The 22,956-nt window shown below is 55.7% G+C and carries 24 protein-coding genes; 2 read left to right on the forward strand and 22 right to left on the reverse strand.

Annotation, left to right across the window (positions count from 1 at the left end; all coding sequences use genetic code 11):
• Positions 1 to 20: 20 nt before the first annotated feature.
• From M2119_RS07945 to prmC, 16 genes are all read right to left on the reverse strand, one after another.
• The gene (locus tag M2119_RS07945; RefSeq protein WP_280804391.1) at positions 21 to 590 is read right to left on the reverse strand and encodes a DUF6036 family nucleotidyltransferase; all 570 of its coding nucleotides are present in this window, start codon (positions 588 to 590) and stop codon (positions 21 to 23) included.
• The gene (locus M2119_RS07950; RefSeq protein ID WP_280804392.1) at positions 590 to 1,273 is read right to left on the reverse strand and encodes a helix-turn-helix domain-containing protein; all 684 of its coding nucleotides are present in this window, start codon (positions 1,271 to 1,273) and stop codon (positions 590 to 592) included. Before M2119_RS07950 ends, M2119_RS07945 begins: the two co-directional genes overlap by 1 nt.
• Before the next feature lie 83 nt (positions 1,274 to 1,356).
• Complete coding sequence (locus tag M2119_RS07955; protein ID WP_280804393.1) at positions 1,357 to 2,184, reverse strand: YaaA family protein; 828 nt, start codon at positions 2,182 to 2,184, stop codon at positions 1,357 to 1,359.
• 86 nt (positions 2,185 to 2,270) lie between these two features.
• On the reverse strand, positions 2,271 to 2,537 hold the full coding sequence (locus tag M2119_RS07960; RefSeq protein WP_280804394.1) for a F0F1 ATP synthase subunit epsilon: 267 nt from the start codon (positions 2,535 to 2,537) through the stop codon (positions 2,271 to 2,273).
• 2 nt (positions 2,538 to 2,539) lie between these two features.
• A complete protein-coding gene (gene atpD / locus M2119_RS07965; RefSeq protein ID WP_280804395.1) occupies positions 2,540 to 4,048 on the reverse strand; it encodes a F0F1 ATP synthase subunit beta in 1,509 nt (502 codons plus the stop codon).
• 37 nt (positions 4,049 to 4,085) lie between these two features.
• Complete coding sequence (locus tag M2119_RS07970) at positions 4,086 to 4,985, reverse strand: F0F1 ATP synthase subunit gamma (RefSeq protein ID WP_280804396.1); 900 nt, start codon at positions 4,983 to 4,985, stop codon at positions 4,086 to 4,088.
• A 49-nt stretch (positions 4,986 to 5,034) separates the two neighbouring features.
• On the reverse strand, positions 5,035 to 6,675 hold the full coding sequence (gene atpA, locus M2119_RS07975) for a F0F1 ATP synthase subunit alpha (RefSeq protein ID WP_280804397.1): 1,641 nt from the start codon (positions 6,673 to 6,675) through the stop codon (positions 5,035 to 5,037).
• 59 nt (positions 6,676 to 6,734) lie between these two features.
• Positions 6,735 to 7,532 carry a F0F1 ATP synthase subunit delta gene (locus tag M2119_RS07980; RefSeq protein WP_280804398.1) on the reverse strand — a complete coding sequence of 266 codons (798 nt, stop codon included), beginning with the start codon at positions 7,530 to 7,532 and terminating at the stop codon, positions 6,735 to 6,737.
• Positions 7,532 to 8,080 (reverse strand): F0F1 ATP synthase subunit B, encoded by a 549-nt coding sequence (locus M2119_RS07985; RefSeq protein WP_280804399.1) that lies wholly within the window; start codon positions 8,078 to 8,080, stop codon positions 7,532 to 7,534. Before M2119_RS07985 ends, M2119_RS07980 begins: the two co-directional genes overlap by 1 nt.
• A gap of 31 nt (positions 8,081 to 8,111) precedes the next feature.
• Positions 8,112 to 8,348 (reverse strand): ATP synthase F0 subunit C, encoded by a 237-nt coding sequence (gene atpE, locus M2119_RS07990; protein WP_096380363.1) that lies wholly within the window; start codon positions 8,346 to 8,348, stop codon positions 8,112 to 8,114.
• A 45-nt stretch (positions 8,349 to 8,393) separates the two neighbouring features.
• Positions 8,394 to 9,212: a F0F1 ATP synthase subunit A gene (gene atpB, locus M2119_RS07995; protein WP_280804482.1), complete on the reverse strand. Its 819-nt coding sequence runs from the start codon at positions 9,210 to 9,212 to the stop codon at positions 8,394 to 8,396.
• Between the two features lie 290 nt (positions 9,213 to 9,502).
• Positions 9,503 to 9,946, reverse strand: a complete 444-nt coding sequence (locus M2119_RS08000; protein WP_280804400.1) for a hypothetical protein — start codon at positions 9,944 to 9,946, stop codon at positions 9,503 to 9,505.
• Positions 9,939 to 11,264, reverse strand: coding sequence for an MraY family glycosyltransferase (locus M2119_RS08005; RefSeq protein ID WP_280804401.1), 1,326 nt, complete (start codon positions 11,262 to 11,264; stop codon positions 9,939 to 9,941). The genes M2119_RS08000 and M2119_RS08005 overlap by 8 nt, the downstream gene beginning before the upstream one ends.
• A gap of 4 nt (positions 11,265 to 11,268) precedes the next feature.
• Positions 11,269 to 11,946: an L-threonylcarbamoyladenylate synthase gene (locus M2119_RS08010; RefSeq protein ID WP_280804402.1), complete on the reverse strand. Its 678-nt coding sequence runs from the start codon at positions 11,944 to 11,946 to the stop codon at positions 11,269 to 11,271.
• A gap of 39 nt (positions 11,947 to 11,985) precedes the next feature.
• The gene (locus M2119_RS08015) at positions 11,986 to 12,972 is read right to left on the reverse strand and encodes a glycosyltransferase (RefSeq protein WP_280804403.1); all 987 of its coding nucleotides are present in this window, start codon (positions 12,970 to 12,972) and stop codon (positions 11,986 to 11,988) included.
• Positions 12,973 to 13,001: 29 nt separating this feature from the next.
• Complete coding sequence (prmC, locus tag M2119_RS08020) at positions 13,002 to 13,901, reverse strand: peptide chain release factor N(5)-glutamine methyltransferase (protein WP_280804404.1); 900 nt, start codon at positions 13,899 to 13,901, stop codon at positions 13,002 to 13,004.
• A gap of 113 nt (positions 13,902 to 14,014) precedes the next feature.
• On the opposite strand from prmC, the gene cysK reads away from it, so the two are divergent.
• Together cysK and epsC are read left to right on the forward strand one after the other, a co-directional pair.
• Positions 14,015 to 14,950, forward strand: coding sequence for a cysteine synthase A (gene cysK / locus M2119_RS08025; RefSeq protein WP_280804406.1), 936 nt, complete (start codon positions 14,015 to 14,017; stop codon positions 14,948 to 14,950).
• Between the two features lie 84 nt (positions 14,951 to 15,034).
• Positions 15,035 to 15,622, forward strand: a complete 588-nt coding sequence (gene epsC, locus M2119_RS08030) for a serine O-acetyltransferase EpsC (RefSeq protein WP_280804407.1) — start codon at positions 15,035 to 15,037, stop codon at positions 15,620 to 15,622.
• 109 nt (positions 15,623 to 15,731) lie between these two features.
• On the opposite strand, the gene M2119_RS08035 is transcribed toward epsC, so the two are convergent.
• The 6 genes from M2119_RS08035 to rho form a co-directional block, all read right to left on the reverse strand.
• Entirely contained in the window at positions 15,732 to 16,409 is a 678-nt protein-coding gene (locus tag M2119_RS08035; protein WP_280804408.1) for a hypothetical protein, read from the reverse strand.
• Between the two features lie 43 nt (positions 16,410 to 16,452).
• Positions 16,453 to 17,445: a glycosyltransferase family 2 protein gene (locus tag M2119_RS08040; RefSeq protein ID WP_280804409.1), complete on the reverse strand. Its 993-nt coding sequence runs from the start codon at positions 17,443 to 17,445 to the stop codon at positions 16,453 to 16,455.
• A gap of 2 nt (positions 17,446 to 17,447) precedes the next feature.
• Positions 17,448 to 18,689, reverse strand: coding sequence for a glycosyltransferase family 1 protein (locus tag M2119_RS08045; RefSeq protein ID WP_280804410.1), 1,242 nt, complete (start codon positions 18,687 to 18,689; stop codon positions 17,448 to 17,450).
• An 8-nt stretch (positions 18,690 to 18,697) separates the two neighbouring features.
• On the reverse strand, positions 18,698 to 19,837 hold the full coding sequence (rffA, locus tag M2119_RS08050; protein ID WP_280804411.1) for a dTDP-4-amino-4,6-dideoxygalactose transaminase: 1,140 nt from the start codon (positions 19,835 to 19,837) through the stop codon (positions 18,698 to 18,700).
• An 85-nt stretch (positions 19,838 to 19,922) separates the two neighbouring features.
• Positions 19,923 to 21,002 carry a peptide chain release factor 1 gene (prfA, locus tag M2119_RS08055; protein ID WP_280804412.1) on the reverse strand — a complete coding sequence of 360 codons (1,080 nt, stop codon included), beginning with the start codon at positions 21,000 to 21,002 and terminating at the stop codon, positions 19,923 to 19,925.
• A 3-nt stretch (positions 21,003 to 21,005) separates the two neighbouring features.
• The gene (gene rho / locus M2119_RS08060) at positions 21,006 to 22,793 is read right to left on the reverse strand and encodes a transcription termination factor Rho (RefSeq protein ID WP_280804413.1); all 1,788 of its coding nucleotides are present in this window, start codon (positions 22,791 to 22,793) and stop codon (positions 21,006 to 21,008) included.
• Between the last annotated feature and the right edge of the window lie 163 nt (positions 22,794 to 22,956).

Genomic DNA, 22,956 nt, shown 5'->3' on the forward strand with positions numbered 1-22,956 from the left:
CCGATTAAGTTATCCACACATCAATCGAGGAGCGGAGCTTGCGGTGGCACTGGCGGCTCAGAAATTCCTGTCTGGAATATCTGATCGAGCATGATAGAGGCTTTTCGGGGCAACACATCACCTGGAAAGTACTCTTCAAAGAGTTCCTCAATTACTTCACGATCAGTGAGCCCCGTGGTGGCCATCAGTTTCTCCGCATCGCCATAATCACGTCCCCGCCGAGCCGCGGCGAGCTTCATCATGAGAAGCACCTCAGCAGTGGCGACTGAGATAGTGACAGTGTCGGATTTATATAGAATGACCCATTCCGCGTTTTTACCAAGGCTCGGTACAAATTGGGCTGCATCCACATTGAACCAGTTTGATACCCAGCCGTTTTCTTCCGCAATGCGCTCGACAATGGGCTTCAACAGATTCCATTGTGTGGCGCGGGCATCGATATCGACTGTGACATCACGGTCAAAGTACGAAAGGGTTAATGCCGCCCCTCCAACAATCGAAATTTGTGAATTTATCCCGTGCTCTTCAGCCTGCTGGATGAGTTGGCGAAGCCCGCGAATTATGTCTTCTCTAGTGAGTACCGTTTCCATTAGATACTCTCTAATGCTTCTGAGGGGAAAAGCACATTGTGGGAGAGGAATGCTCGCGGCACTTCTTGTGGGTCTGGGACGGGATCGAAGATACTTTCCGCCAGATGTAAGGGTTCAGGGAGAACGTATTCTGCAGCAACAACCCAGGGCTGAAGTGGAAGTTCAGATGCGACCAACCAGTGTTCCACTAAGGCGGCTAGAGCAGCGTCATAGAGTTGGTCTCCAGTTGAAGAAGGCTTTGTTCTCGTCACGATGGCTATCAAACTTGGCTCAAGTACTCGCAACACATCGCTGTACCCAATCAGAAGCCGATATGCCTTTTGTGGGTAACCTTCGTCAAGAGCACGCGCAATGGACTCAGCAACTTCATCAGGGGTTTGTGCCAACGTGGGTATCGTAATCAGGCGGTGTCGAGTTTTCATCAGTAACGCGTTGTATTTATCAACCGTGACTCCCCGGGCACCGGTCTCAATCTGGCTGATTGCAGCGGGGGACGTGTTCCCGAGTTCAGCCAAACGGCGGAGAGACATGCCTCGTTCGTGACGTGCTCTTCGAAGCTCGTGACCGAAATCCACAGCGCCCTCCTTTGTTATCAGATACGATAACAGGTTATCGGGCAGTTGGACAACTACGGTGAGTGCAAGTACTTCGGGTTCATCCAGAAGGAAAGCTGAAAGGGGCATTGCGTTCCTTTGTCGGATAGATCTGTTCGATGGATCCCCTCCACATACAAAGTTGCCAGCACCCACTGACAGTGAGCTCTGCATCAACAGAGCTTCTGAACCACCCCAAAGACGACCAGATTGAGTTCTGCCGGCCACTCAGCAGTAGCGTCAACACCTCGTTCAAGAATCACGTTCTTCGTCGCACCCCAGGCGATAAGTTCCTCTACCGTCGCGATACCGGCTGTAACGGAAGCGTCTTTTGCCAGGGCACGAACAAACTCGCCTTTGCCCTTCTTATTGAAGTGGTTTAGCGCTCGAAGTTGACCATTCTCTCCCTTGGTCACCACGCGGAGATACACCGTGTTCTCCGCGGGTGACAGCGGCGCGAGTGCCGAATAGCCCTCCGAACGGAGATCGAGAACAAGTTGTGGCTTAGCCGTGAGCCTCTTCGCAAGTGACTTTTCGCCGGCTTCGGCCCAGGCTTTCTTGAGGGTTCCTGCCGCCAGCGAGGTAAGTTTGGAATCGAAACTGAGGCGATAGGAAGGAATCAAGTCCATCGCCCCCACGGGCCCCAGCAGCGCTGACTGGATCATGACATGGTGTTCCAGAAAGCCCCGTGCAGAAGCGTCGAGGTTCATAGCGGCTAGGCCGTCGTAGAGCACGCCGGTATAGCGATCAATGGCCGGCATGGTGGGTGAGGTCTTGACCGCTTTATTGCGGTCAACCTCGCCCATTTGCTTGGGGCTGAGCTTCAGTGCTTCTGCGCACTCTTTTGGCTTTCGCGCCAAGGACACCACCGCAGCGACCACACGCTTGCGAATCGCGTTCAGTTCGGGGAAGGTCAGAGCTGACTCCGCGAGGAGTTGCTCCAGAGGTGCACCTTCTCCCCCGTCACGCTTGGTTTCCGAAGGTGGCAACAAAATCAGCACGGAATGTCCTTAGAGGCGGAGCCGTTAAGTGCAAACGCCCGCAGGAAGAGGAACTCTTCAACCGCGGGCATCAGCGCTTGTGTTGGCTAGGCGACCAATTCTGCGGCGGAAGCAACAACAGAGACGTTGTTGTTCTCCACCGAGAGGAAACCACCGGCAGCATTTGCCGTGATCTTGGAACCGTCTTCTGCGGTCACACGAACGTCACCACCGGCGAGAATCGCCAGCATGGGTTCGTGACCGGGGAGAATACCGATCTCACCTTCGCTGGTCTTGGCTACAACCATAGAGGCTGTGCCAGACCATACTTCTTGGTCGGCAGCTACGACGCTGACCTGAAGCAAAGCAGCCATAATTAGCCGTTTTCCTTCTGGATCTTTGCCCACTGCTCTTCAACGTCGGAGATAGCACCTACGTTGAAGAAGGCCTGCTCAGCGACGTGGTCGAATTCACCCTTTGCAATTGCGTCGAAGGATTCGATGGTGTCCTTGAGAGGAACGGTCGAACCTTCCACGCCGGTGAACTTCTTCGCCATGTAGGTGTTCTGAGACAGGAACTGCTGGATGCGACGTGCGCGCGACACAGTAATCTTGTCTTCTTCAGAGAGCTCGTCAACACCGAGAATCGCGATGATTTCCTGGAGTTCCTTGTTCTTCTGCAGAATCGCCTTGACGGTGGTCGCAACGCGGTAGTGGTCTTCACCTAAGTAGCGAGGGTCCATGATGCGCGAAGTCGAGGTGAGGGGGTCAACCGCAGGGTAGAGACCCTTCGATGCAATTTCACGAGAAAGCTCGGTGGTTGCGTCAAGGTGAGCGAAGGTGGTCGCCGGAGCGGGGTCGGTGTAGTCATCCGCAGGAACGTAGATGGCCTGCAGCGACGTAATCGAGTGACCACGAGTCGAGGTAATGCGCTCCTGGAGGATACCCATTTCGTCAGCCAGGTTGGGCTGGTAACCCACGGCAGACGGCATACGACCGAGAAGGGTCGACACCTCAGAACCTGCCTGGGTGAAACGGAAGATGTTGTCAATGAAGAGCAGAACGTCCTGCTTCTGAACGTCACGGAAGTATTCCGCCATGGTCAGAGCTGACAGTGCTACACGAAGACGGGTTCCGGGTGGCTCATCCATCTGGCCGAAGACAAGGGCGGTCTTGTCGAAGACGCCTGCTTCTTCCATTTCGTGGATAAGGTCGTTACCTTCACGGGTACGCTCACCCACACCGGCGAATACCGATACACCACCGTGGTCCTGAGCTACACGCTGAATCATTTCCTGAATCAGAACGGTCTTACCCACACCGGCACCACCGAAGAGACCAATCTTTCCACCCTGAACGTAGGGGGTCAGGAGGTCGATGACCTTGATACCAGTTTCGAACAGCTGAGTCTTGGACTCGAGCTGGTCGAAGGGTGGTGGGGTGCGGTGGATGGGCCAGCGCTCAGAAATGTCGAACTTCTCACCGGGCTTGCCGTTGAGGATGTCGCCGGTAACGTTGAAAACCTTACCCTTGGTGACGTCACCGACAGGAACGGAGATTGGAGCACCGGTGTCGGTGACTTCCTGGCCACGAACCAGACCATCGGTGGGCTTGAGGGCAATAGCGCGAACCAGGTCGTCACCGAGGTGCTGTGCAACCTCGAGGACCAGCTTGGTGGTCTCGCTGCCGAGGACGACCGAGGTCTCCAGGGCGTTATAGATGCCGGGGATCGAGTCGTGGGGGAACTCGATGTCGACGACGGGACCGTTAACGCGGGCGATACGACCGACTGCGGTCGAGGCCTTGGTTACCTTCGGGGCTGCTGCCTTTTTAGCGGGCGCTGCCTTTGCGGGGGTCTTAGCCTTAGTAGCTGGTGCTGCTGCCATTGCTCTTCTTCTCTCTTACCGGGTTTGGAAAGTCTTATTACTTGGCGGTCGACAGGGCGTCGGCGCCACCAACAATTTCGGAAATTTGCTGCGTGATCTCGGACTGGCGAGCGTTGTTCGCCAGACGTGTGTAGTCGCGGATGAGCTTGTCTGCGTTGTCGCTTGCAGACTTCATTGCGCGCTGACGGCTCGCGTGCTCGGACGCTGCCGACTGAAGCATGGCGTTGTAGATGCGGCTCTCGATGTAGACGGGAAGCAGTGCATCCAAAACCTTGTCAGCTTCGGGTTCGAACTCGTAAAGGGGAAGAACGTCGTCTTCACCGGGAGCGTCCACACCTTCGACAACTTCCAAGGGAAGCATGCGCACGACGGTGGGGACCTGAGAAACCATCGAGACGAAGCGGTTGTAGACAACGTGAATCTCGTCCACACCACCGTCTGCGTAGTCGCGCAGGAAGCTTTCGAGAACTGCGGCAGCGATTTCCTGCGCGGTTTCGAAGACGGGCTGGTCGGTGCCGCCGGTCCAGACACGCTCAGCGGGACGCTGGCGGAAGGAGAAGTAGGCGTTTGCCTTACGGCCGACCAGGAAGTAGACAACTTCCTTGCCCTGTGAGCGAAGCAACTCTGCGAGCTGCTCTGCTTCACGCAGTGCCTGCGAGCTGAATGCACCAGCAAGACCACGGTCAGAGGTCATGATCACAACTGCTGCGCGCTGAATCTTTTCTGGCTCGGTCGTCAGGATGTGTGACACGTTGGTGTACGTGGCAACAGCCGAGACGGCACGAGTAATGGCACGCGAGTAGGGCGTGGACTGCTGAACACGAGCCTGCGCTTTTTGAATGCGCGAGGCAGAGATCAGCTCCATTGCACGCGTGATCTTCTTGGTCGTCTGGGCAGAACGAATTTTCTGCCTATAGACCCGAAGTTGCGCTCCCATGTCTCTCCTGTGGTTTCTCTAAAAGGTGGTTGATGTCAGTAAAGGGCGCTTAGCGCTTTTTCTTGACGATCTTTTCCTGGTTGACATCTGCTTCGTCGATGGCAGTGAATTCCTCAGAGCCAACAGATGCGAGCGAGCTACCGTCACCAGCCTGGAATTCCTTCTTGAAGTCCACTACGGACTTCTCGAGGGTCTCCACGGTCTTGTCATCGAGCACGTTGGTGTCGCGCAGGGTAGCCAGAACCTTGGTCTTGCGGCCCAGGTAGTCCAGGAACTCACGCTCAAAGCGCAGGATGTCCTCAACAGGAACCTCATCGAGCTTGCCGGTGGTACCAGCCCAGATCGAGACAACCTGGTCCTCGACGGGATACGGGGTGTACTGAGGCTGCTTGAGCAGCTCGGTCAGACGAGCACCACGTGCCAACTGACGACGGCTTGCTGCGTCGAGGTCGGAGGCGAACATCGCGAATGCCTCGAGCGAACGGTACTGAGCCAGTTCGAGCTTCAATGTACCGGAGACCTTCTTGATCGACTTGACCTGAGCGTCACCACCCACACGCGAAACCGAGATACCTACGTCTACTGCGGGACGCTGGTTAGCGTTGAACAGGTCGGACTGGAGGAAGATCTGGCCATCGGTGATCGAGATCACGTTGGTGGGGATGTAGGCCGAGACGTCGTTGGCCTTGGTCTCGATGATGGGAAGACCGGTCATCGAACCTGCACCGAGCTCGTCGGAGAGCTTTGCACAACGCTCCAGCAGACGGGAGTGTAAGTAGAAGACGTCACCGGGGTATGCCTCACGTCCTGGTGGACGGCGAAGCAGCAGGGAGACGGCACGGTAGGCCTCAGCCTGCTTGGAGAGGTCATCGAAAATGATGAGGACGTGCTTGCCGCCGTACATCCAGTGCTGGCCAATGGCAGAACCGGTGTAGGGAGCGAGGTACTTGAAACCTGCGGGGTCAGATGCAGGAGCAGCCACGATGGTGGTGTACTCCATTGCGCCAGCGTCTTCCAGTGCGCCCTTCACAGCAGCAATGGTCGAACCCTTCTGGCCGATTGCAACGTAGATGCAGCGAACCTGCTTGTTGGTGTCGCCGGACTCCCAGTTCGCCTTCTGGTTGATGATGGTGTCGATCGCGATCGCGGTCTTACCGGTCTGACGGTCACCAATGATGAGCTGACGCTGTCCACGACCCACGGGGATCATGGCGTCAATAGCCTTGATACCGGTCTGCATGGGCTCGTGAACCGACTTACGCTGCATGACGCCAGGAGCCTGGAGTTCGAGTGCACGACGACCTTCGAGCTTCTTGATGTCACCGAGACCATCGATGGGGTTACCCAGAGGGTCAACCACGCGACCGAGGTAGCCTTCACCAACAGGGACAGAGAGAACTTCACCGGTACGGGTTACTTCCATACCTTCGACGATGCCGGTGAACTCACCGAGGACAACAACACCGATCTCGTTCTCATCGAGGTTCAGGGCCAGGCCGAGGGTTCCATCTGCGAAGCGGATGAGCTCGTTAGCCATCACACCGGGCAGGCCTTCAACGTGTGCGATACCGTCGGCTGCGTCGATGACGTGGCCTACTTCGGTCTTCGAAGCCTTGGTGGGCTTGTAGGAAGAAACGAAGTCCTTGAGAGCGTCGCGGATCTCGTTGGGGCTGATCGTTAGTTCTGCCATTGTGTTTTCCTTGTCTGATTCAGTCAGGTGACTGAAGGGGTGGTGGTAAGTCTTACCGGCTATCCAGCGAGCTGGAGTCGCAGTTCTTGAATACGGGACGAAACGGAGCCATCGATGACGTCATCGCCGACCTGCACACGCAGGCCACCGATAATCGCAGGGTCAATGACGAGGTTGATGTTGAGCTCGCGTCCGTAGACCTTCGCGAGGGACGTGCCCAGGCTGGTGAGCTGCGCTGCAGCGATGGGCTGTGCGCTGGTGACGGTTGCGATCGACGCGCCTGCCTGATCCGCAACAATGTCTGCTGCGTAGGAGAGCAGGGCGCCAATACGGCGACCACGGGGCTGCTGCACGAGGGCAGACACGATAGCAATCGTGGCTGCAGATGCTTTGCCCTGGAGCAAAGCGACAACAACAGCTGCCTTTGCCTCGGGGTTACCCAGCTTGGAGCCGAGGCTGAGCTCGAGTTCTGCGTCGCTCGACACGGCACGAGAGAACGCGAACAGCTCAGCGTCTACAGCTTCAGTTTTCTTGGCACCCGAAACAGAAGCGCGTATAGCAATTTCTTCGACGCCGGCGAGCAGGTCATCCTGGCTCGACCAGCGGGTGGAGACGATCTGTCTTAGCAGCTTCGATGCGGTTGCATCGAGTCCCTTGCCGAAAACCTTGCCCAGAAGGGAAGACTTGTCAGCGTCAGCGACGGCAGGGTCAGCCAGTACGGCGCGCAACTGTGCAGACTCGGCGAAGGCGCGACCAGCAGCAAAGAGCTGTTCGCCCAATGCCAGGTTTGCCTTAGTGCCCAACGCAGCAAGTGCTGCCTTGGAGCTTTCGATGGAGTGTCTGCTTGCGCTGCCCATTACTTAGCTGCCTTCTCCGATGCGTCGAGGTCTGCCAGGAAGCGGTCAACCAAAGCCTTGGACTTCTTGTCATCGGTGAGGGCTTCACCGATAACGCCCGATGCTAGGTCGATAGCGAGCGTGCCAACCTCACTCTTGAGCGAAACGAGTGCCGACTGGCGCTCTGCTTCGATCTGAGTCTTAGCAGTCGCAGTGATGCGGGCTGCCTCGGTTGACGCGACGTCCTTTGCCTCAGTCACGATCTTGGCGCCGTCTGCACGCGCAGCGTCGCGGATCTTGCCGGCTTCGGCACGTGCTTCAGCAAGCTGAGCGGTGTACTTGGCCAGCGCCTCTTCAGCTTCCTTCTGAGCAGCATCTGCCTTTTCAATGTTGCCTTCGATGGCAGCACTGCGTGCCTCGAGCATGGCCGAGACGTTGGGCAGAATCTTCTTCCAGAAGAAGATGAGGATGACGGCGAAAATGATCGCCGACCATACGAGGTCGTACGTCGCAGGCAGAAGAGGGTTTGGTGTCTCTTCTGTTGCTGCAACGATAAGTGCCTGAAGCATGATGTCTCCGTGTCGAAAGAGCGGAATGTGACTAGTTGGTGAAGATGAAGTAGGTAGCGATACCGATGAAGGCCAGAGCCTCGGTAAATGCGATACCCAGGTACATCAGAACCTGGAGACGACCAGCGAGTTCAGGCTGGCGTGCAACCGACTCGATGGTCTTGCCGACGACGATACCTACGCCGATAGCGGGGCCAATGGCTGCGAGACCGTAGCCAACGGTGGCAATGTTGCCGTTGATTTCGGCGAGAACCGATGTTGCGTCCACGAGTGTTTCCTTCCGTGTTGTCGTCTGAAGCGGATGCTTCAGCCGTTAGTGTTCCTCAGCCAGCGCGAGCTGGATGTAGACCGTTGTAAGCAGGGTGAATACGTATGCCTGAAGAACGGCTACCAACATCTCAAAGAGAGTGAAGATGAAGCCGAAGGCAAACGTTCCGATACCGAAGACTTTCCAGAAGCCTTCCATCTCGAAGAAGAAGAACCAGGTTGCCGAGAAGGTCAGCACCAACAGGAGGTGACCAGCGACCATGTTCATGAGAAGACGAAGAGCCAGCGTGATGGGACGCAGGATGAAGATCGAGAAGAACTCAATCGGCGTCACGATGATGTAGATAGGCCAGGGCACACCGGGTGGGAAGAGCGAAGCCTTGAGGAATGTCAAGGGGTGCTTCTTCAAACCTGCGTAAACGAAGGCGACATATGCAACCACGGCCAACACCAGAGGCATACCGATGGTTGACGTACCTGCAATGTTGAAACCAGGAACGATACCTGGAATGTTCATCGCGAGGACGGTGAAGAAGATACCGGTGAGCAGGGGAAGGAAGCGCTTGCCATCCTTCTTACCCAGCAGGTCCTCGGCAATGTTCACACGAACAACATCGAGAGCCATTTCAGCCAGCGACTGTCCCTTGGTCGGAACAAGCTTGAGGCGACGGGTTGCCACAGCAAAGAGCGTGATAAGTATCGCAGCCATGATGAACCGAATGATGATGATTCGGTTGATCTCGAAGGGAGTGCCTTCGAAGAAGATGACCGGCGGGAAGAATTCGTAGATCGACGGCCCGTGAAAGCTCGGAGCGTCCTCAGCGGAAGCGAAGAGCTTGGTTACAGCGTTTACTAGCAGCGCTATCTCCTGTTTCGGGGCGTGGAGCTTCTGCTCTCGCGACGACGAACATGCGGATCCCCCAGCAGCTCAATCTCGTTTGGCTTCGTTGTCGAAACGTGACTTATTGATCCGCACATGGTGCAAGGGATTACTCAAGACTTTACAGGCAAAATTAGCCGCTGACCCAATCCGAAACAGCATTACCGGTCAGCGGAATGAATACTCTGGCAACCCAGCGCTGGAGCGGAACGACGAAAGCCCAGACAGCGTCTGGGCTTTGTCAGATTCCGCGGAGGTTACCCGCCAAATCACGCTTAGTTTTTGGGGTCGGAAATGTAGGGCATGCGGGTCTTCATCACGACAACCACATCCACCACGAGCGAAGAAATCACGCCGGCAATGAGCGCAAGGAAGAGAGCCGTGGGGTTGATCCAGGACTGGTCACGTAGCGAGAGAGCCACCACGATAAACGCGATGAACTTCAGCAGCCAGGCTCCCAACACAATGGCGAAGAACGCCACGATGTCGTAGCGCACAGCAATCAGAATGCTGAGCGCTGTGATGCCCAGGAATAAGCCCGACATGACAGCCCCAATGACTGCACTCCATGCGGCTGTGGGTCCAGCAACAACCAGTCCTAGGATTCCCCCGACCAGTGCAATAGCTCCGGCAAAGGCAAAGCCATAAGCCAGGGTTCGACGCAGCACAGGAACAGAACTCGGCACTGCTCGGGGTGTAACAGGAGTGGACTCAGTCATTGGTTACTTTCTCATCAGCAAAAGTGGGGGATCCGGTGGAGGAAGTTCCGCGCGTGATCACTCCCCCTAAATCTATTTGTCCGGTCGCCCCGGCAATCACTTCTTCGGCAGGGACGGGGAGGTCATCTTGGAACTTATTACTGGCGGCGTCGAGTGGGTCAAACTCGGCCAACACCGCATCGTTCTTGAGTGACTGAATCACTTTCTCGGCCCTTTGGCGTCGCGTCAGAGGGAGGACTGTCAGCACTGAGCTCACAATGGTGCCGATTACGAGGAAGACAATAGCGATGGCGTACGGCTTCACGATGAAGAACAACAGGAAGCCAATCGACACCACCGCAGTCCAGCTGTAGAGAATCAGCACTGCTTGGAGGTGTGAGTGCCCCATATCCAGAAGTCGGTGATGCAAGTGCTTACGGTCTGCGGTGAACGGAGACTTGCCCGCACTCACGCGTCGCAGCACGGCCAGCGAGAAGTCAACGAGCGGTAACAACAGAATCACAAACGGCAGCATGATGGGCAGGAATGCCGGAAGCAGCTGAGACTTGCCCAAGCCTTCAGGGTTGACTTGACCAGGATCAATCTGTCCCGTGACCGCGATACCAGCAATGGCCATGAGGAGGCCCACCAACATGGAGCCCGCATCACCCATGAACAACCGTGCACGGTGCCAGTTGAAGGGCAAGAACCCCGCGCACACACCGACGAGGAGTGCCGCGATCAGGGAGGCCATGTTGAAGTAGTTGGAGGGACTTGTCTCTCGCGCCAGCAGGTAGCTATAGATCAGGAAGACGCCGTTGGAAATGATGGCCACACCTGCCACCAGACCATCCAGGCCATCGATGAAGTTCATCGCGTTCATCACCAACACGATGGCAAAAACCGTGATGAGGAAGGACAGGGTCGGAGACCCAACAGTGATGCCGCCGATCGGCAAGGACAGAATCTGCACACCCTGCCATGCGACCAGGCTGGCAACACCCAGCTGAGCAGCAAGTTTGATGGTCCAGTCCAAATCCCACAAGTCATCGAGCACACCGACGACGACAATGAGGAAAGCGGCCCCTACAATTGCCCAGACGGGTCCCGGCTGGGCAAAAACAACAGCAAAGAACGGAATCTGACTCGCTATAGTCAGCGTCAGAATGATGCCCAGGAACATGGCAACGCCGCCCAGACGAGGAGTCGGACGGGTGTGAACATCACGCTCACGAATCTTGGGATACAGCTTGTATTTGAGGCTCAGGCGTCGAATTAAATATGAGAAACCAAAGGTCACGATGGCCGCAGCCAAGGCCATCAGGGCAAGCATAAACATGGTGCTAGCCCACAGTTCCGGTGGCAGGCTCGAGTGCGTCTCCGAGAACCTCACGCAATTGAGTAGCCGTCACGACGCCATCGCGAAGAATGCGAATGCCGCCCTCGCCCCGGGAGAAAGACGTGGCGTCGATAATCGTGGACGCCAACCCCTCAGTAGCTTCTCCCCCATTGAGATAGACCTCGACACGTGCCCCGAGTTGGTCATGTGCACCTGCGGCGGTCACCGCAGCTGGCTGTCCGGTGAGATTGGCAGAAGAAACAGCCAAGGGCCCAGTCTCTGCCAGAAGTTCGAGAGCGACCGGGTGGGCAGGAACACGAACAGCAACAGTTCCGTTAGTGTCACCCAAATCCCAGGCAAGCGAGGGCTGAGCTTCCAAGATAATGGTGAGACCGCCTGGCCAGAACTTCTCGGCGAGCGTTCGAACTGCATCTGGAATGTTCTGGGCGAGTCCATCCATAGTGGCGGCTTTGGGCATCAAGACCGGAGGCGGCGACTGCCGGCCACGTCCCTTGGCCTCCAGAAGGAGTTGCACAGCTTCCGGGCTAAACGCGTTTGCTGCCACGCCATAGACAGTGTCTGTGGGAATAACGACAAGTTGCCCCTTCGCAACGGCGTGCCGGGCTAGGCGCATGCCGGTGAGGAGTTCGGAATTATCCGAGCAGTCGTAAATGCGAGACATAACGTATGTCAGTTTACGCGTGTGCTGCTGAACAGATGCCTAGAGTGGCTGAACCATGTCACGCAATACATCTCGAGGCCCATTGCTGACGGTGAAGTAGCGCCCGGTCAGCACTTGACCCAACACGGGGACCCAGCGAATCGCGCGATGACGCGGGAGAGCTGATCGGGCTTTTTGGAAGGCCAGCGCCGAGGAGATTCGCCCGAGATCACGCTTCGATGAGGTGAGATCTGACGAGCGTTCAGACAATGACGTAATGCGCTTGAGGAGCCGCGCGTTCCGTTCCACACCTTCTGCGCGAAGCTTCGCCATTCTGGCCTGGAGCGTGTTCTTCTTCACGCCAATCTGGTTGGACCCATGCTGTCGATAGCCAATCAGTGACTCCGTCACGGCGAAGGGTGTTTTGGAGAGCGCGGCAACCATGGCAAGCCATTCATCATGCACCCAGCCGTCGGGGAAGGGAGTAGCGGCATTAAATACTTCGCGAGTGAACGCTGCCGTGGCACCGGTCACAATGTTGCGTTTGATCAACACGGCTAGGGGATCGGTCACGATTCCAGAACGCTCAGATTCTTTGAGCGCCAGCGCTTCAAAGAGCGTATGACCAAGGGTCTCGCCGGTGGAGTTGATGAGTTCCGCATCACCGAAAACAAAACCCGCTCCGTCGCGTAGTTTCTGTGATTCTTTCTCCAGGCGACTAGGAAACCACACGTCGTCCTGGTCGGCGAGGAATATCCACTTTTTTGTCGTTGCAGAAATTGCGCGTTCAAAGTTCTGGGTTACCCCGAGAGGTGCGGCATTCACCAACACACTGAACTCCACGCCCGCGAGTTCAGGACTGCGCACATGCAGTCGTTCCCATGCTTGTTTAAGAAGTGCAACCGTTCCATCCGTCGAGCCATCATCAGAGACCACGATCTGAGCAGGAAGCAAAGTTTGGACAGCCATTGTTTCAAGCTGTTCAACGATGTATTCCGCACCGTTATAGGTGCACATCGCCACCGCTATATCCGGTGATATGGCCACAGTGAACTCTCCCTCGACTGGGTGTAAGTCTATGCGCGGGTGGCGGTTGTGTAGCGGTCACGCCCGGTCAAGTCGCGATGCGTGGCGGTAGCCCGCCATCCATCCGCATCCAAAATGGCTCGGATATCAGCGCCTTGTATCTCACCGTGCTCCAACATCAGTTGCGCCCCGGGGCGGCCGAGCACAAGCGCAGCTTTGGATACCTGACGCACGACATCGAGACCATCCTCTCCTCCATAGAGTGCCAACGCAGGATCGAACAATTGCACTTCGGGATCGCGTGGAATCGCATCGGTCGGGATATACGGCGGGTTGGAGGCAATGACGGCAACAGCGCCTTCAAGGTGAGGGAATGTTGACAGCAACTCATCTCCGGCCAAGTCACCGGGAACAAGATGTGCATTGTTGCCACCCAGAGCGGAGAAGTTCTTACTTGTCCACGGCAGAGCTTCGGGGCTCTTCTCAACGGCATAGACCGTTGCATGAGGAACCTCAGACGCCATTGCGAGTGCGATAGCTCCCGAGCCGGTGCCCAAATCCACCCCAATCGGAGAAGGCTCAGCCAATGAGCGCAGAGCATCAATCGCCATTCCGGCCAGCTGCTCTGTCTCAGGACGGGGAACAAAGACTCCCGGCCCCACAGACAACGTCAGGGATCTGAACCAGGCCACGCCGAGAATATGCTGCAGCGGCTCGCGCTCAGCTCGGCGGTCAACCAACTGACGAATAGTGAGGACAGCTTCCCCGGGCAGCGTGAACCCGGTGACCAACTTGGCGGCAAGTTCTCCCCTACTCCAGCCCATGACGTGGCCAATGAGGAGCTCCGCATCGACGTCTGACTCGATAATTCCGGCGGCAGTCAGCGACTGCATTGCCCACTGACGAAAGTCAGCCAGGGCAATGTCATCAGTTGGTAAGGAGTGAGACATAACGTCTTTGAACGTAACAGAAGTAGCTGGGGTACGCTGACGTGATTCATAATCAAAGAACGCTTTAGTACCACTCAAACTCTGAAACAACACCCAAGAGAAACAGGTTCATCGTGGCTCGTCTGTATGACAACATCACTGACGTCACCGGCAACACCCCGCTGGTACGCATCAACCGTATGACCGAAGGCGCTGGCGCCACGGTCTATGCCAAGCTCGAGTTTTACAACCCCGGCAACTCCGTCAAGGACCGCCTCGGGAAGGCCATCATTGACGCAGCTGAGAAGTCTGGAGAGCTCAAGCCCGGTGGAACCATCGTGGAGGGAACCTCCGGTAACACCGGTATTGCTCTGGCTCTCGTAGGTGCAGCTCGTGGTTACAAGGTCATCTTGACCATGCCTGAGACCATGAGCATCGAGCGTCGTGTGCTGGTTCGTGCCTACGGTGCTGAAGTAGTCCTGACCCCTGGTTCTGAAGGTATGCGGGGTGCTGTCTCGCGTGCAGAAGAGATCGTGGCGAACACCCCCGGCGCCATCTTGGCCCGCCAGTTCGAGAATGAAGCAAACCCTGCCATTCACCGCGCCACCACCGCGGAAGAAATCTGGGCAGACACTGACGGCAAGGTAGATATCTTCCTCGCCGGTGTGGGAACCGGTGGAACCATCACCGGAACCGGTCAGCGCCTCAAGGAACTGAACCCCAACATCCAGATCATCGCTGTCGAGCCCGAAGAGTCCCCCATCCTCAACGGTGGCGCTCCTGGACCCCACAAGATCCAGGGCATTGGTGCAAACTTCGTTCCCCCCGTCCTGGACACCACCGTCTATGACGAGGTCATCGACGTCAACTTCGAAACCTCGATCGAGACCGCTCGTCGCCTCGCAGCTGAAGAGGGAATCCTCGCTGGTATCTCGACCGGCGCCATCTTCCACGCAGCCATTGAGGTTGCGAACCGTCCCGAGAACGCCGGCAAGCTCATCGTCGCAATCGTTTGCGACTATGGCGAGCGCTATGTCTCCACCGCACTCTGGGATCCCTTCAAGGACTAACACCCCACGCGGATAAAACTTTGGCCTCACTTGGAACACTTCAGGTGAGGCCAAAGTAATTTATGCCGGTAATCTTGAATTCTTATGCTCAACATCCGTGAAGACATCGCCAATGCGCGATCACACGACCCCGCTGCCCGCTCATCGTTTGAGACGTGGGTAGTGGCATCTGGCTTGCACGCCGTCTGGGCATATCGCTGGAACCACTGGCTCTGGACCCACGGATTCAAGTTCTTTGGACGCGTTGGCTCTCAGTGGACTCGTTTTTGGACCGGTGTGGAGATACACCCCGGTGCAACAATCGGTCGTCGCTTTTTCATTGACCACGGAATGGGTGTCGTCATTGGTGAAACCGCCGAAATCGGTGACGATGTCATGCTCTACCACGGCGTCACCCTGGGCGGCCGTTCACTCGAGCCGGGTAAACGCCACCCCACCATCGAGAACAACGTCACCATCGGTGCAGGGGCCAAGATCTTGGGCCCCCTCACCGTGGGACGCCACAGTGCTATCGGTGCCAACGCCGTAGTCGTCCGTGACGTTCCCGCAGAATCACTCGTGGTCGGTATCCCCGGTGAAGCACGTCCCCGCAACGGCATGGTTGCCGTGGCAGGTATGCCAGATGTTCAAGACAATGGCTTGGCGTGGGTCGACCCCGCCATTTTTATCTAACGCACACCTTGAGACTGCTAAAAATTTCAAGTAATCTAAAGAAAGCAAAGGTTTGATTCTCTGAAAAATCCGACAATCATTCTGACCCCTAACGAAAATGCTGCGGCAGTTAGGGGTTGCTTTCTTTAAGCCTAGACGCATCAAGAAAGACCACTTTCTCCTTGATAAGGTTCACATATGAGTGATCACCCCGTGCTAGTTCTTGCCTAATTGCAGAAGCTACAAGATCTGGAAGCCAGAGAAGACGCTCTGTCGATGGAGAAACCTGAAGCATTCGAGTGTTTCTAGGAACAACACCAGACCTCTTAGCACGTGCAAAGGTTCGTTCATCCCTGTTGACCAAGGCTTTCGGATTTCGCCTCTCGAGTACAGCTAGTTTCATTCCCAAATCGTTGAACAAATATTGACTGAGATTTAACAAAGTAGTTTCACGCGCTGCCTCGATATCTTCATCGCCAAATCCTGAATCTCCGAGGTGAGAAATAATCGAAATTTCATCCCCATCGGCGAGATACTGAAGCATTTCGAGAACTTTCTTTCGTCCGGAGGATGAGGAGAGATTATCTGTTGTGTGCCAATAATCAGATTGCGCAATGTCCCTTAAGTCTTCCCGAAGAACTTCAAAATCTTGGGGGTGGACCACTACGCCGGTCATGACGTAAAACTGCTTTTCACCGGGGTGTTCAGCTTTGGATCTAGAGGTCTCATCGATGAAGGCAACGGGGAGATCGCCGTTTCGAAGATATGCCTCGTTGAGAAGTGGAACAATTGGTGATTGTTGAGCCATGCCCAGATTTTGCCAGCAACCACCGATAATTCGTGCTCAAAATTTAGGCGCGTGCAGCCTCAAGCGAATACTTCGCAATACGCGAATAGTCGTCGAGGGACACATTAAGAGCACGACGGATGTTGACCCACTTTGTCCAGGCATAGGCAGGATTCACGAAAAGCCAATGTGCTTTAGCCCAGACGCTGTAATCTTCGTCGCGAATAATTCGCCCCGAGGACACAAGGACATCTCGCACCGTGCGCACTTTGGCTTGAAACCAGGACAAGGACTGACGGCCTTCGCCCACTTTTCGCATGCCGAGAGTCTCGTCAAAGATGCGCTTGCCGTATTCCGCGAATGTCACATCGTTGGAGTGTTCGACTACTGCAGTTGCTGAATATGCTTTGCGGTATTCCGCCTCGAGGAGATCCCGGGCAAAGGCCATATCTTCGCTGAAGTTCACATCTCGATACGGGATGGTGGTGAGTAAGAATTCACGACGGGTCGCAGAATTTACATCTGAATAAAACAATTCACCAGATGTGAGTTCATGAGTTTTCGACAGTGCCCCATCAATTACCGTGATTTCTCCATCAGGGCCGCAGGCCCTGAACACACCCTCGATTTCATATTTCAGGAGGGGTGAACAGTGAGCTCTCGCAATGTGTTTCCCCACCACTCCTACACAATTCAGGCCCTGTGGATCAAGAGGAGCCGTGATGTTGGTGAGCCAGTTGACATCGGTCGGGATTGCATCGTGACTCAAATACGCAATGTTGGTTCCACGCGCCAGTTTGGCAGCAAGATTACGGGTCTTGCCGTGGCCAAACTCTGAACCAGGAATCTCCACCAAGCGAACTGCAGAATGTGTACCGATGATGTCGAGGGTGGCGTCACTGGAACCAGAGTCAATGATGAGAATTTCAAAATTCCCAGCGAAGTCTTGAGACTCGACGGCGTGAAGCAAGCGATCAAGATACTTCTCACCATTGAACGTAGGGATGAAAACGGTTGTATCAACCGTCTTCTTACTCTCTGGAGTAACGAGGGGCATTGCTACTTAATACCTAGTGTCGTGTTGAAAATGTTGACCACAACTTCCCCAGGACCTGCCCAGCTGCCGCCTTCCATGGACTTGGCGATAGATCGCGAATGCTCGACCTGGTTGGGCGCGTCAACGGCGGCGATGAGGTGCTCTGCCATACGTCTAGGTGAAAGCGCTACATAATCGATTCCGGGGTTGTTGTGGAGTGAAATTCTGGTGTTGTCTGCGTCATTGACTACAGGAACAACACCGCACGCCATCACTTCCAAGGGCAACAATGACACCGAGGTGAGGGAAATGAGCAGTGCTGAAGCGCAGCGGTTGTACAGCGCAGGAAGTTCCGACACATCAAGTGTTCCATGGTTCACGAATGGGAAATTCAGTCCTGCTGTGGACATATCCCAGCCTGCGATGTTGATCACGATGTCTGGACGTCTGCGATGAAGTTCGTCGAGGACAAGAAGTCCAAACTCTGTCCCACGACGAGCTGTCGTGGGACGCGCGTAGAAGAACACTTCATCGCGTTGAGCGTCATTCGTGCGGGTATAGCGGGAGGAGTCAACCTCATAGTCATAGAAGGCACACGGCATTCCGTCTGCTTCTGTGACCTTTCCCGCAAGCCAGGGTCCACAGGCAATTCCCTGGTAGCCAAGTTTGTAGGAATTCTCCGCAACGATGTAATCAGGGCCGGCGGGGAAGAAGAATGGCTCAAAATCTTGGACCCAGTAAAGCCTCGGAACATCACGTTGATAGCGCCATGCGGCATACGCAGTGGGCCAGTCCGAGGCGACGATGCCGTCGAAGTCACCTGTGATGCCCACCTGAGGGTCATACATCTGGTATTTCGCGTTGAGCTGTGGGTACCCGCCATTATGGGAAAGCATGTCTTTAATCCCAGCCAGGCTAACTTTGGGGTATTTCAGAGCCGAATAAATGAAGAGCGTGATGTCGTAACCGGCATCTTCCAAATACTTCATGAATCGGTAGGCATTCATGTGGCCACCACTGGAGCGGCCGGGTGGAGAAATCACCCACGCCAGCTGTGGTCGTCCAGAGGAAGAAACCAGTGGCTGCGCAACAAAGTTTCGAGGCACAGTCCAGTCCACTGCCATGACGTCCTGAGGGAAAACCTGCGCTAAGGGCTTTTCTGAAAAGCGTTTGGATCGTGAATCGAACCACTTTGCCCCGCGCCAGGCGGTCGAGCGAACACCCTCGTATTTGAGCATGTCGAATGCTCGTGTGAAGACAGACATGAAAATCCTTACTGGAAGGATTTCATCGTATCGAGGACGCGCTTCACCTGCTCATCTGACATTCCGGGCCACAGAGGCAAACGTGCTAAACGGCCAGAGAAAGAATCTGTCTTGTCCATAGAGCCGTGGACTCGTCCATACTTCACTCCAGCAGGACTGGAATGCAACGGAACGTAATGGAATGTCCCAATAACCCCGCGAGAACGAAGGTGCGCAAGGAGAGCATCACGCTTGTATTGGTCAGGCATCAACACAAAGAATACATGCGCGGCATGGACGCCTTCAGGCGGGGACATCAACGTCGCAGAGTGTTCTGCAGCCCACTCAACGAGCTCAGACTGATAGGTGTTCCAAATCGAAAAACGCTTCTTTTGAATGTTTTCGAATTCATCCAGCTGTGCATCAAGCACTGCGGCGTTGAGTTCGGAGGGCAGGAAACTCGAACCCCATTCGACCCAGGTGTATTTGTCCACCTGTCCGCGCAAAAATTTGGAACGGTTCGTTCCCTTTTCTCGCATAATTTCTGCCGCTTCTACAAGAGCGGGGTCGTTGATAAGTATCGCACCACCTTCACCGCAGTGGATATTTTTGGTGTCATGGAAACTTTGTATTGCTACTGAACCAATAGTCCCGAGAGTTCCAAATCTGGTTTCTACCGCCAGCCCATGTGCGTTGTCTTCGATGACAGGAATGTTGTGATCACGAGAAATCGCCATGATGGCATCCATGTTTACCGGAACACCGCCGTAGTGCATGACGGAGATGGCCTTTGTCTTTGGCGTTATCGCCGCTTTAACGAGCGCTGGGTCGATATTCCCGGTGTCACCTTCGATATCCACAAATACCGGCATTCCCCCCGCGGCAACGATGGAAGCTGCGCCGGAAGAAAAAGTGAAGCTCGGCACGATAACTTCATCACCAGGGCCAACGTGCAACAGTCTCACTGCCATCTCAAGTGCTGCGGTACCAGAGGTCGTAAGGAGGACATTCTTCGATCCAGTGAGTTTACTGAGTTTGTGGGTAGCAGAAGAAGTGAAGGGTCCATCACCGTGAATATGATCAGAGTTAATCACGGTAATAAGGTTTTCGGTTGCTAAGGGTACGCGGAACGGCTCGGAAAACAGGATGTTTTCGGTGTTAGTACTCATTGCATTACCCCATCATGTGACAAAGATTTCCTAGACCCCGAGTCTAGAGCTCCGCGGTAAACAGAGAGTGAATAAGTCCCTAGTTTTAGGCTTGATTGCCCAATGCAGACAGTCGCGATTCTTCATCAGCGGTAATGCACGACTGCACGACTGGCTCAAGTGCACCATCCATGACACGGTCCAAGTCATAGGACTTGTAGCCAGTGCGGTGGTCCGCAATGCGGTTCTCCGGGAAGTTGTAGGTGCGAATGCGTTCTGATCGGTCCACGGTTCGGATCTGTTCTTTACGCGCGGCACTGGCTTCCGCCATTGCTTCTTCCTGCTGACGAGCAAGTATTCGTGCACGCAGCACGCGCATACCCGCTTCGCGGTTTTGCAGCTGGCTCTTCTCGTTCTGCATGGAGACCACGATGCCGGTAGGAAGGTGGGTAATACGCACAGCAGAGTCCGTCGTGTTCACCGACTGTCCACCAGGACCACTCGAGCGATAGACATCAATCTTGAGGTCGTTCTGGTTGATCGACACTTCTTCAGGCTCGTCTACTTCGGGGAAGACCAACACACCTGCAGCTGAGGTGTGAATGCGTCCCTGAGACTCCGTTGCGGGCACGCGCTGAACGCGGTGCACACCGCCCTCGAACTTGAGGTGAGCCCAGACGCCCTGTGCAGGGTCGTTCGAGTTGCCCTTGATGGCAACTTGAACGTCCTTGAAACCACCCAGGTCAGACTCGGTCTTATCCAGAACTTCTGTTTTCCAACCCTTGGACTCGGCATAGTGCAGATACATGCGCAGCAGGTCAGCGACGAAGAGTTGGCTTTCTGCGCCACCTTCACCGCCCTTGATTTCCATGATCACGTCACGGCCATCATCGGGGTCGCGAGGAATCAGCAAACGGCGCAGCTTTTCTTGTGCTCCAGGAATGGCTTCCTCGAGTGCAGGAATCTCAGCAGCGAATGCCTCGTCTTCCTTGGCTAGTTCCTTGGCAGCAGCGAGATCCTCTTCGAGTGCGGTTAAACGCTCGTAAGCAATCTTGATCTGGCTGATTTCGGCATAACGACGGTTGAGCTTCTTCGAGCGAGACGCGTCAGCGTGCACGGCCGGGTCGGAGAGCTGAACCTGCAGCTCTTCGTACTCGGCGAGAAGGCCTTGTACAGAAGACAGCACGGTTTAGTCCTCCTTGGAAGCGTTGGACTTCTGCATGAGCATGAGGAATTCGACGTTCGTCGCAGTGTCCTTGAGCTTGCTCACGACACTCTCGAGCGCCTGCTGCTGGTCCAGACCAGCAAGAGCACGGCGAAGCTTCCAGGTGACCTTGACTTCGTCAGGACCCATCAGCATTTCTTCGCGGCGGGTGCCCGACGCGTTGATGTCAACTGCAGGGAAGATGCGCTTGTCTGCGAGCGAACGAGAGAGGCGGAGCTCCATGTTGCCGGTGCCCTTGAACTCTTCGAAGATGACTTCGTCCATCTTCGAACCAGTCTCGACCAGTGCCGACGCAATGATGGTCAAAGAGCCGCCGTTTTCAATGTTGCGTGCAGCGCCGAAGAACTTCTTGGGTGGATACAGCGCAGCTGCGTCCACACCACCGGAGAGAATACGACCGGAAGCAGGAGCTGCCAGGTTGTAGGCACGGCCCAGACGGGTGATCGAGTCAAGAAGTACGACAACATCCTGGCCGAGCTCGACGAGGCGCTTCGCGCGCTCGATCGCGAGCTCTGCCACCATGGTGTGGTCTTCAGCCGGGCGGTCGAAGGTCGAGGCAATAACTTCACCCTTGACCGTGCGCTCCATGTCGGTAACTTCTTCGGGACGCTCGTCCACGAGGACAACCATGAGGTGAACTTCAGGGTTATTCTGGGCAATGGCGTTGGCGATCTGCTGCATCACGATGGTCTTGCCGGCCTTGGGCGGCGCAACAATGAGACCACGCTGACCCTTACCAATGGGAGAAACCAGGTCGATGATGCGACCGGTGACCTTGGAAGATTCGGTCTCCAGACGCAGGCGCTCCTGGGGGTAGAGAGGAGTCAATGACTGGAAGTCGACGCGGGTAGCTGCTTCTTCAATGGTCTGGCCATTGATCGAGTCAATCTTGACCAGTGCGTTGTATTTCTGACGACCGAAGCCTTCGCCATCGCGAGGCTGCTTGATCGAACCGATGACCGCGTCACCCTTGCGCAGGTTGTACTTCTTGACCTGTCCGAGTGAGACATAGACGTCGTTGTTACCGGGGAGGTAACCGGAGGTACGAACGAAGGCGTAGTTGTCCAGAACATCCAAGATGCCCGCGATGGGGATGAGAACGTCATCTTCGAGGATTTCAGGTTCGATGTCATCGCCCATGCGGCCACCACGGCGGCGGTCGCGCTGACGGTTGTTGCGATTGTTACGGTCGTTACGATCGAAGCGCTCTTCGCCTTCGGACTCGGGACCACTATTACGGTTACCGTTGTCGCCTTCGGTGCGATCGTTGCGGTCACGGCGATTACGGTTACGGTTACGGTTACGGTTGGGGCGATCGCCTTCGGCGTTGTCGCCCTCTGTACCGTTGTCGTTACCGTTGCTCTGCTCGGATTCCGATGAACCTTCTACAGATTCGGTGTTACGTCCACGACCACGGCCGCGACGAGGACCCGCCTCAACGTCATCGGAGCTGGATTCAACAGCTGGAGCTGAAGATTCTGCCGGTGCAGGATCTGCGTTAGCTTCAGCAACCTTCTTGGGGGGACGACCACGACCACGGCGAGGGGCTTCCTCAGCGCTGGCCTGCAGAGCAGGTGCCAGCGCAGGAAGACCAGCGTCGCCGGAGTTGACGTGCTGTGCAGCGCTCACTGAGACTGCACCGGTGACGGCATCAGCCGAGGACACCGGAGCAGTGACGGTTGCGCGACGAGAAGTACGCTTGCGGGGTGCTGCTTCTGCAGCGGGGGTTTCATTGATTGAGTTCTCAGACATGAGCTCTCCTTATATGTTTGGCACTCCAGGTTCCAGACCTCAGCCGCTCGCAAGGAGGGTGGGATTCACGGGAAGTAGTGCGATGTGTAGAACAGAAGTTCGAATTCGAACTGGTGAATGTTCTGGGAGGCCTTCGCGTGATGACGCGACTTCAACCGGAACA

Source organism: Aurantimicrobium minutum (assembly GCF_029894165.1).
Taxonomy (GTDB): Bacteria; Actinomycetota; Actinomycetes; order Actinomycetales; family Microbacteriaceae; genus Aurantimicrobium; species Aurantimicrobium minutum_A.

Coding starts and splice junctions, on each gene's coding strand:
- M2119_RS07970 (WP_280804396.1), bottom strand. CDS start 4,985: ATGGGAGCGCAACTTCGGGTCTATAGGCAGAAAATTCGTTCTGCCCAG.
- prmC (WP_280804404.1), bottom strand. CDS start 13,901: ATGTCTCACTCCTTACCAACTGATGACATTGCCCTGGCTGACTTTCGT.
- M2119_RS07985 (WP_280804399.1), bottom strand. CDS start 8,080: ATGCTTCAGGCACTTATCGTTGCAGCAACAGAAGAGACACCAAACCCT.
- M2119_RS08040 (WP_280804409.1), bottom strand. CDS start 17,445: ATGCCCCTCGTTACTCCAGAGAGTAAGAAGACGGTTGATACAACCGTT.
- epsC (WP_280804407.1), top strand. CDS start 15,035: ATGCTCAACATCCGTGAAGACATCGCCAATGCGCGATCACACGACCCC.
- M2119_RS08035 (WP_280804408.1), bottom strand. CDS start 16,409: ATGGCTCAACAATCACCAATTGTTCCACTTCTCAACGAGGCATATCTT.
- atpD (WP_280804395.1), bottom strand. CDS start 4,048: ATGGCAGCAGCACCAGCTACTAAGGCTAAGACCCCCGCAAAGGCAGCG.
- M2119_RS08005 (WP_280804401.1), bottom strand. CDS start 11,264: ATGTTTATGCTTGCCCTGATGGCCTTGGCTGCGGCCATCGTGACCTTT.
- M2119_RS08000 (WP_280804400.1), bottom strand. CDS start 9,946: ATGACTGAGTCCACTCCTGTTACACCCCGAGCAGTGCCGAGTTCTGTT.
- atpA (WP_280804397.1), bottom strand. CDS start 6,675: ATGGCAGAACTAACGATCAGCCCCAACGAGATCCGCGACGCTCTCAAG.
- rho (WP_280804413.1), bottom strand. CDS start 22,793: ATGTCTGAGAACTCAATCAATGAAACCCCCGCTGCAGAAGCAGCACCC.
- M2119_RS08045 (WP_280804410.1), bottom strand. CDS start 18,689: ATGTCTGTCTTCACACGAGCATTCGACATGCTCAAATACGAGGGTGTT.
- rffA (WP_280804411.1), bottom strand. CDS start 19,837: ATGAGTACTAACACCGAAAACATCCTGTTTTCCGAGCCGTTCCGCGTA.
- M2119_RS08010 (WP_280804402.1), bottom strand. CDS start 11,946: ATGTCTCGCATTTACGACTGCTCGGATAATTCCGAACTCCTCACCGGC.
- M2119_RS07980 (WP_280804398.1), bottom strand. CDS start 7,532: ATGGGCAGCGCAAGCAGACACTCCATCGAAAGCTCCAAGGCAGCACTT.
- M2119_RS07950 (WP_280804392.1), bottom strand. CDS start 1,273: ATGCCCCTTTCAGCTTTCCTTCTGGATGAACCCGAAGTACTTGCACTC.
- M2119_RS07945 (WP_280804391.1), bottom strand. CDS start 590: ATGGAAACGGTACTCACTAGAGAAGACATAATTCGCGGGCTTCGCCAA.
- M2119_RS07960 (WP_280804394.1), bottom strand. CDS start 2,537: ATGGCTGCTTTGCTTCAGGTCAGCGTCGTAGCTGCCGACCAAGAAGTA.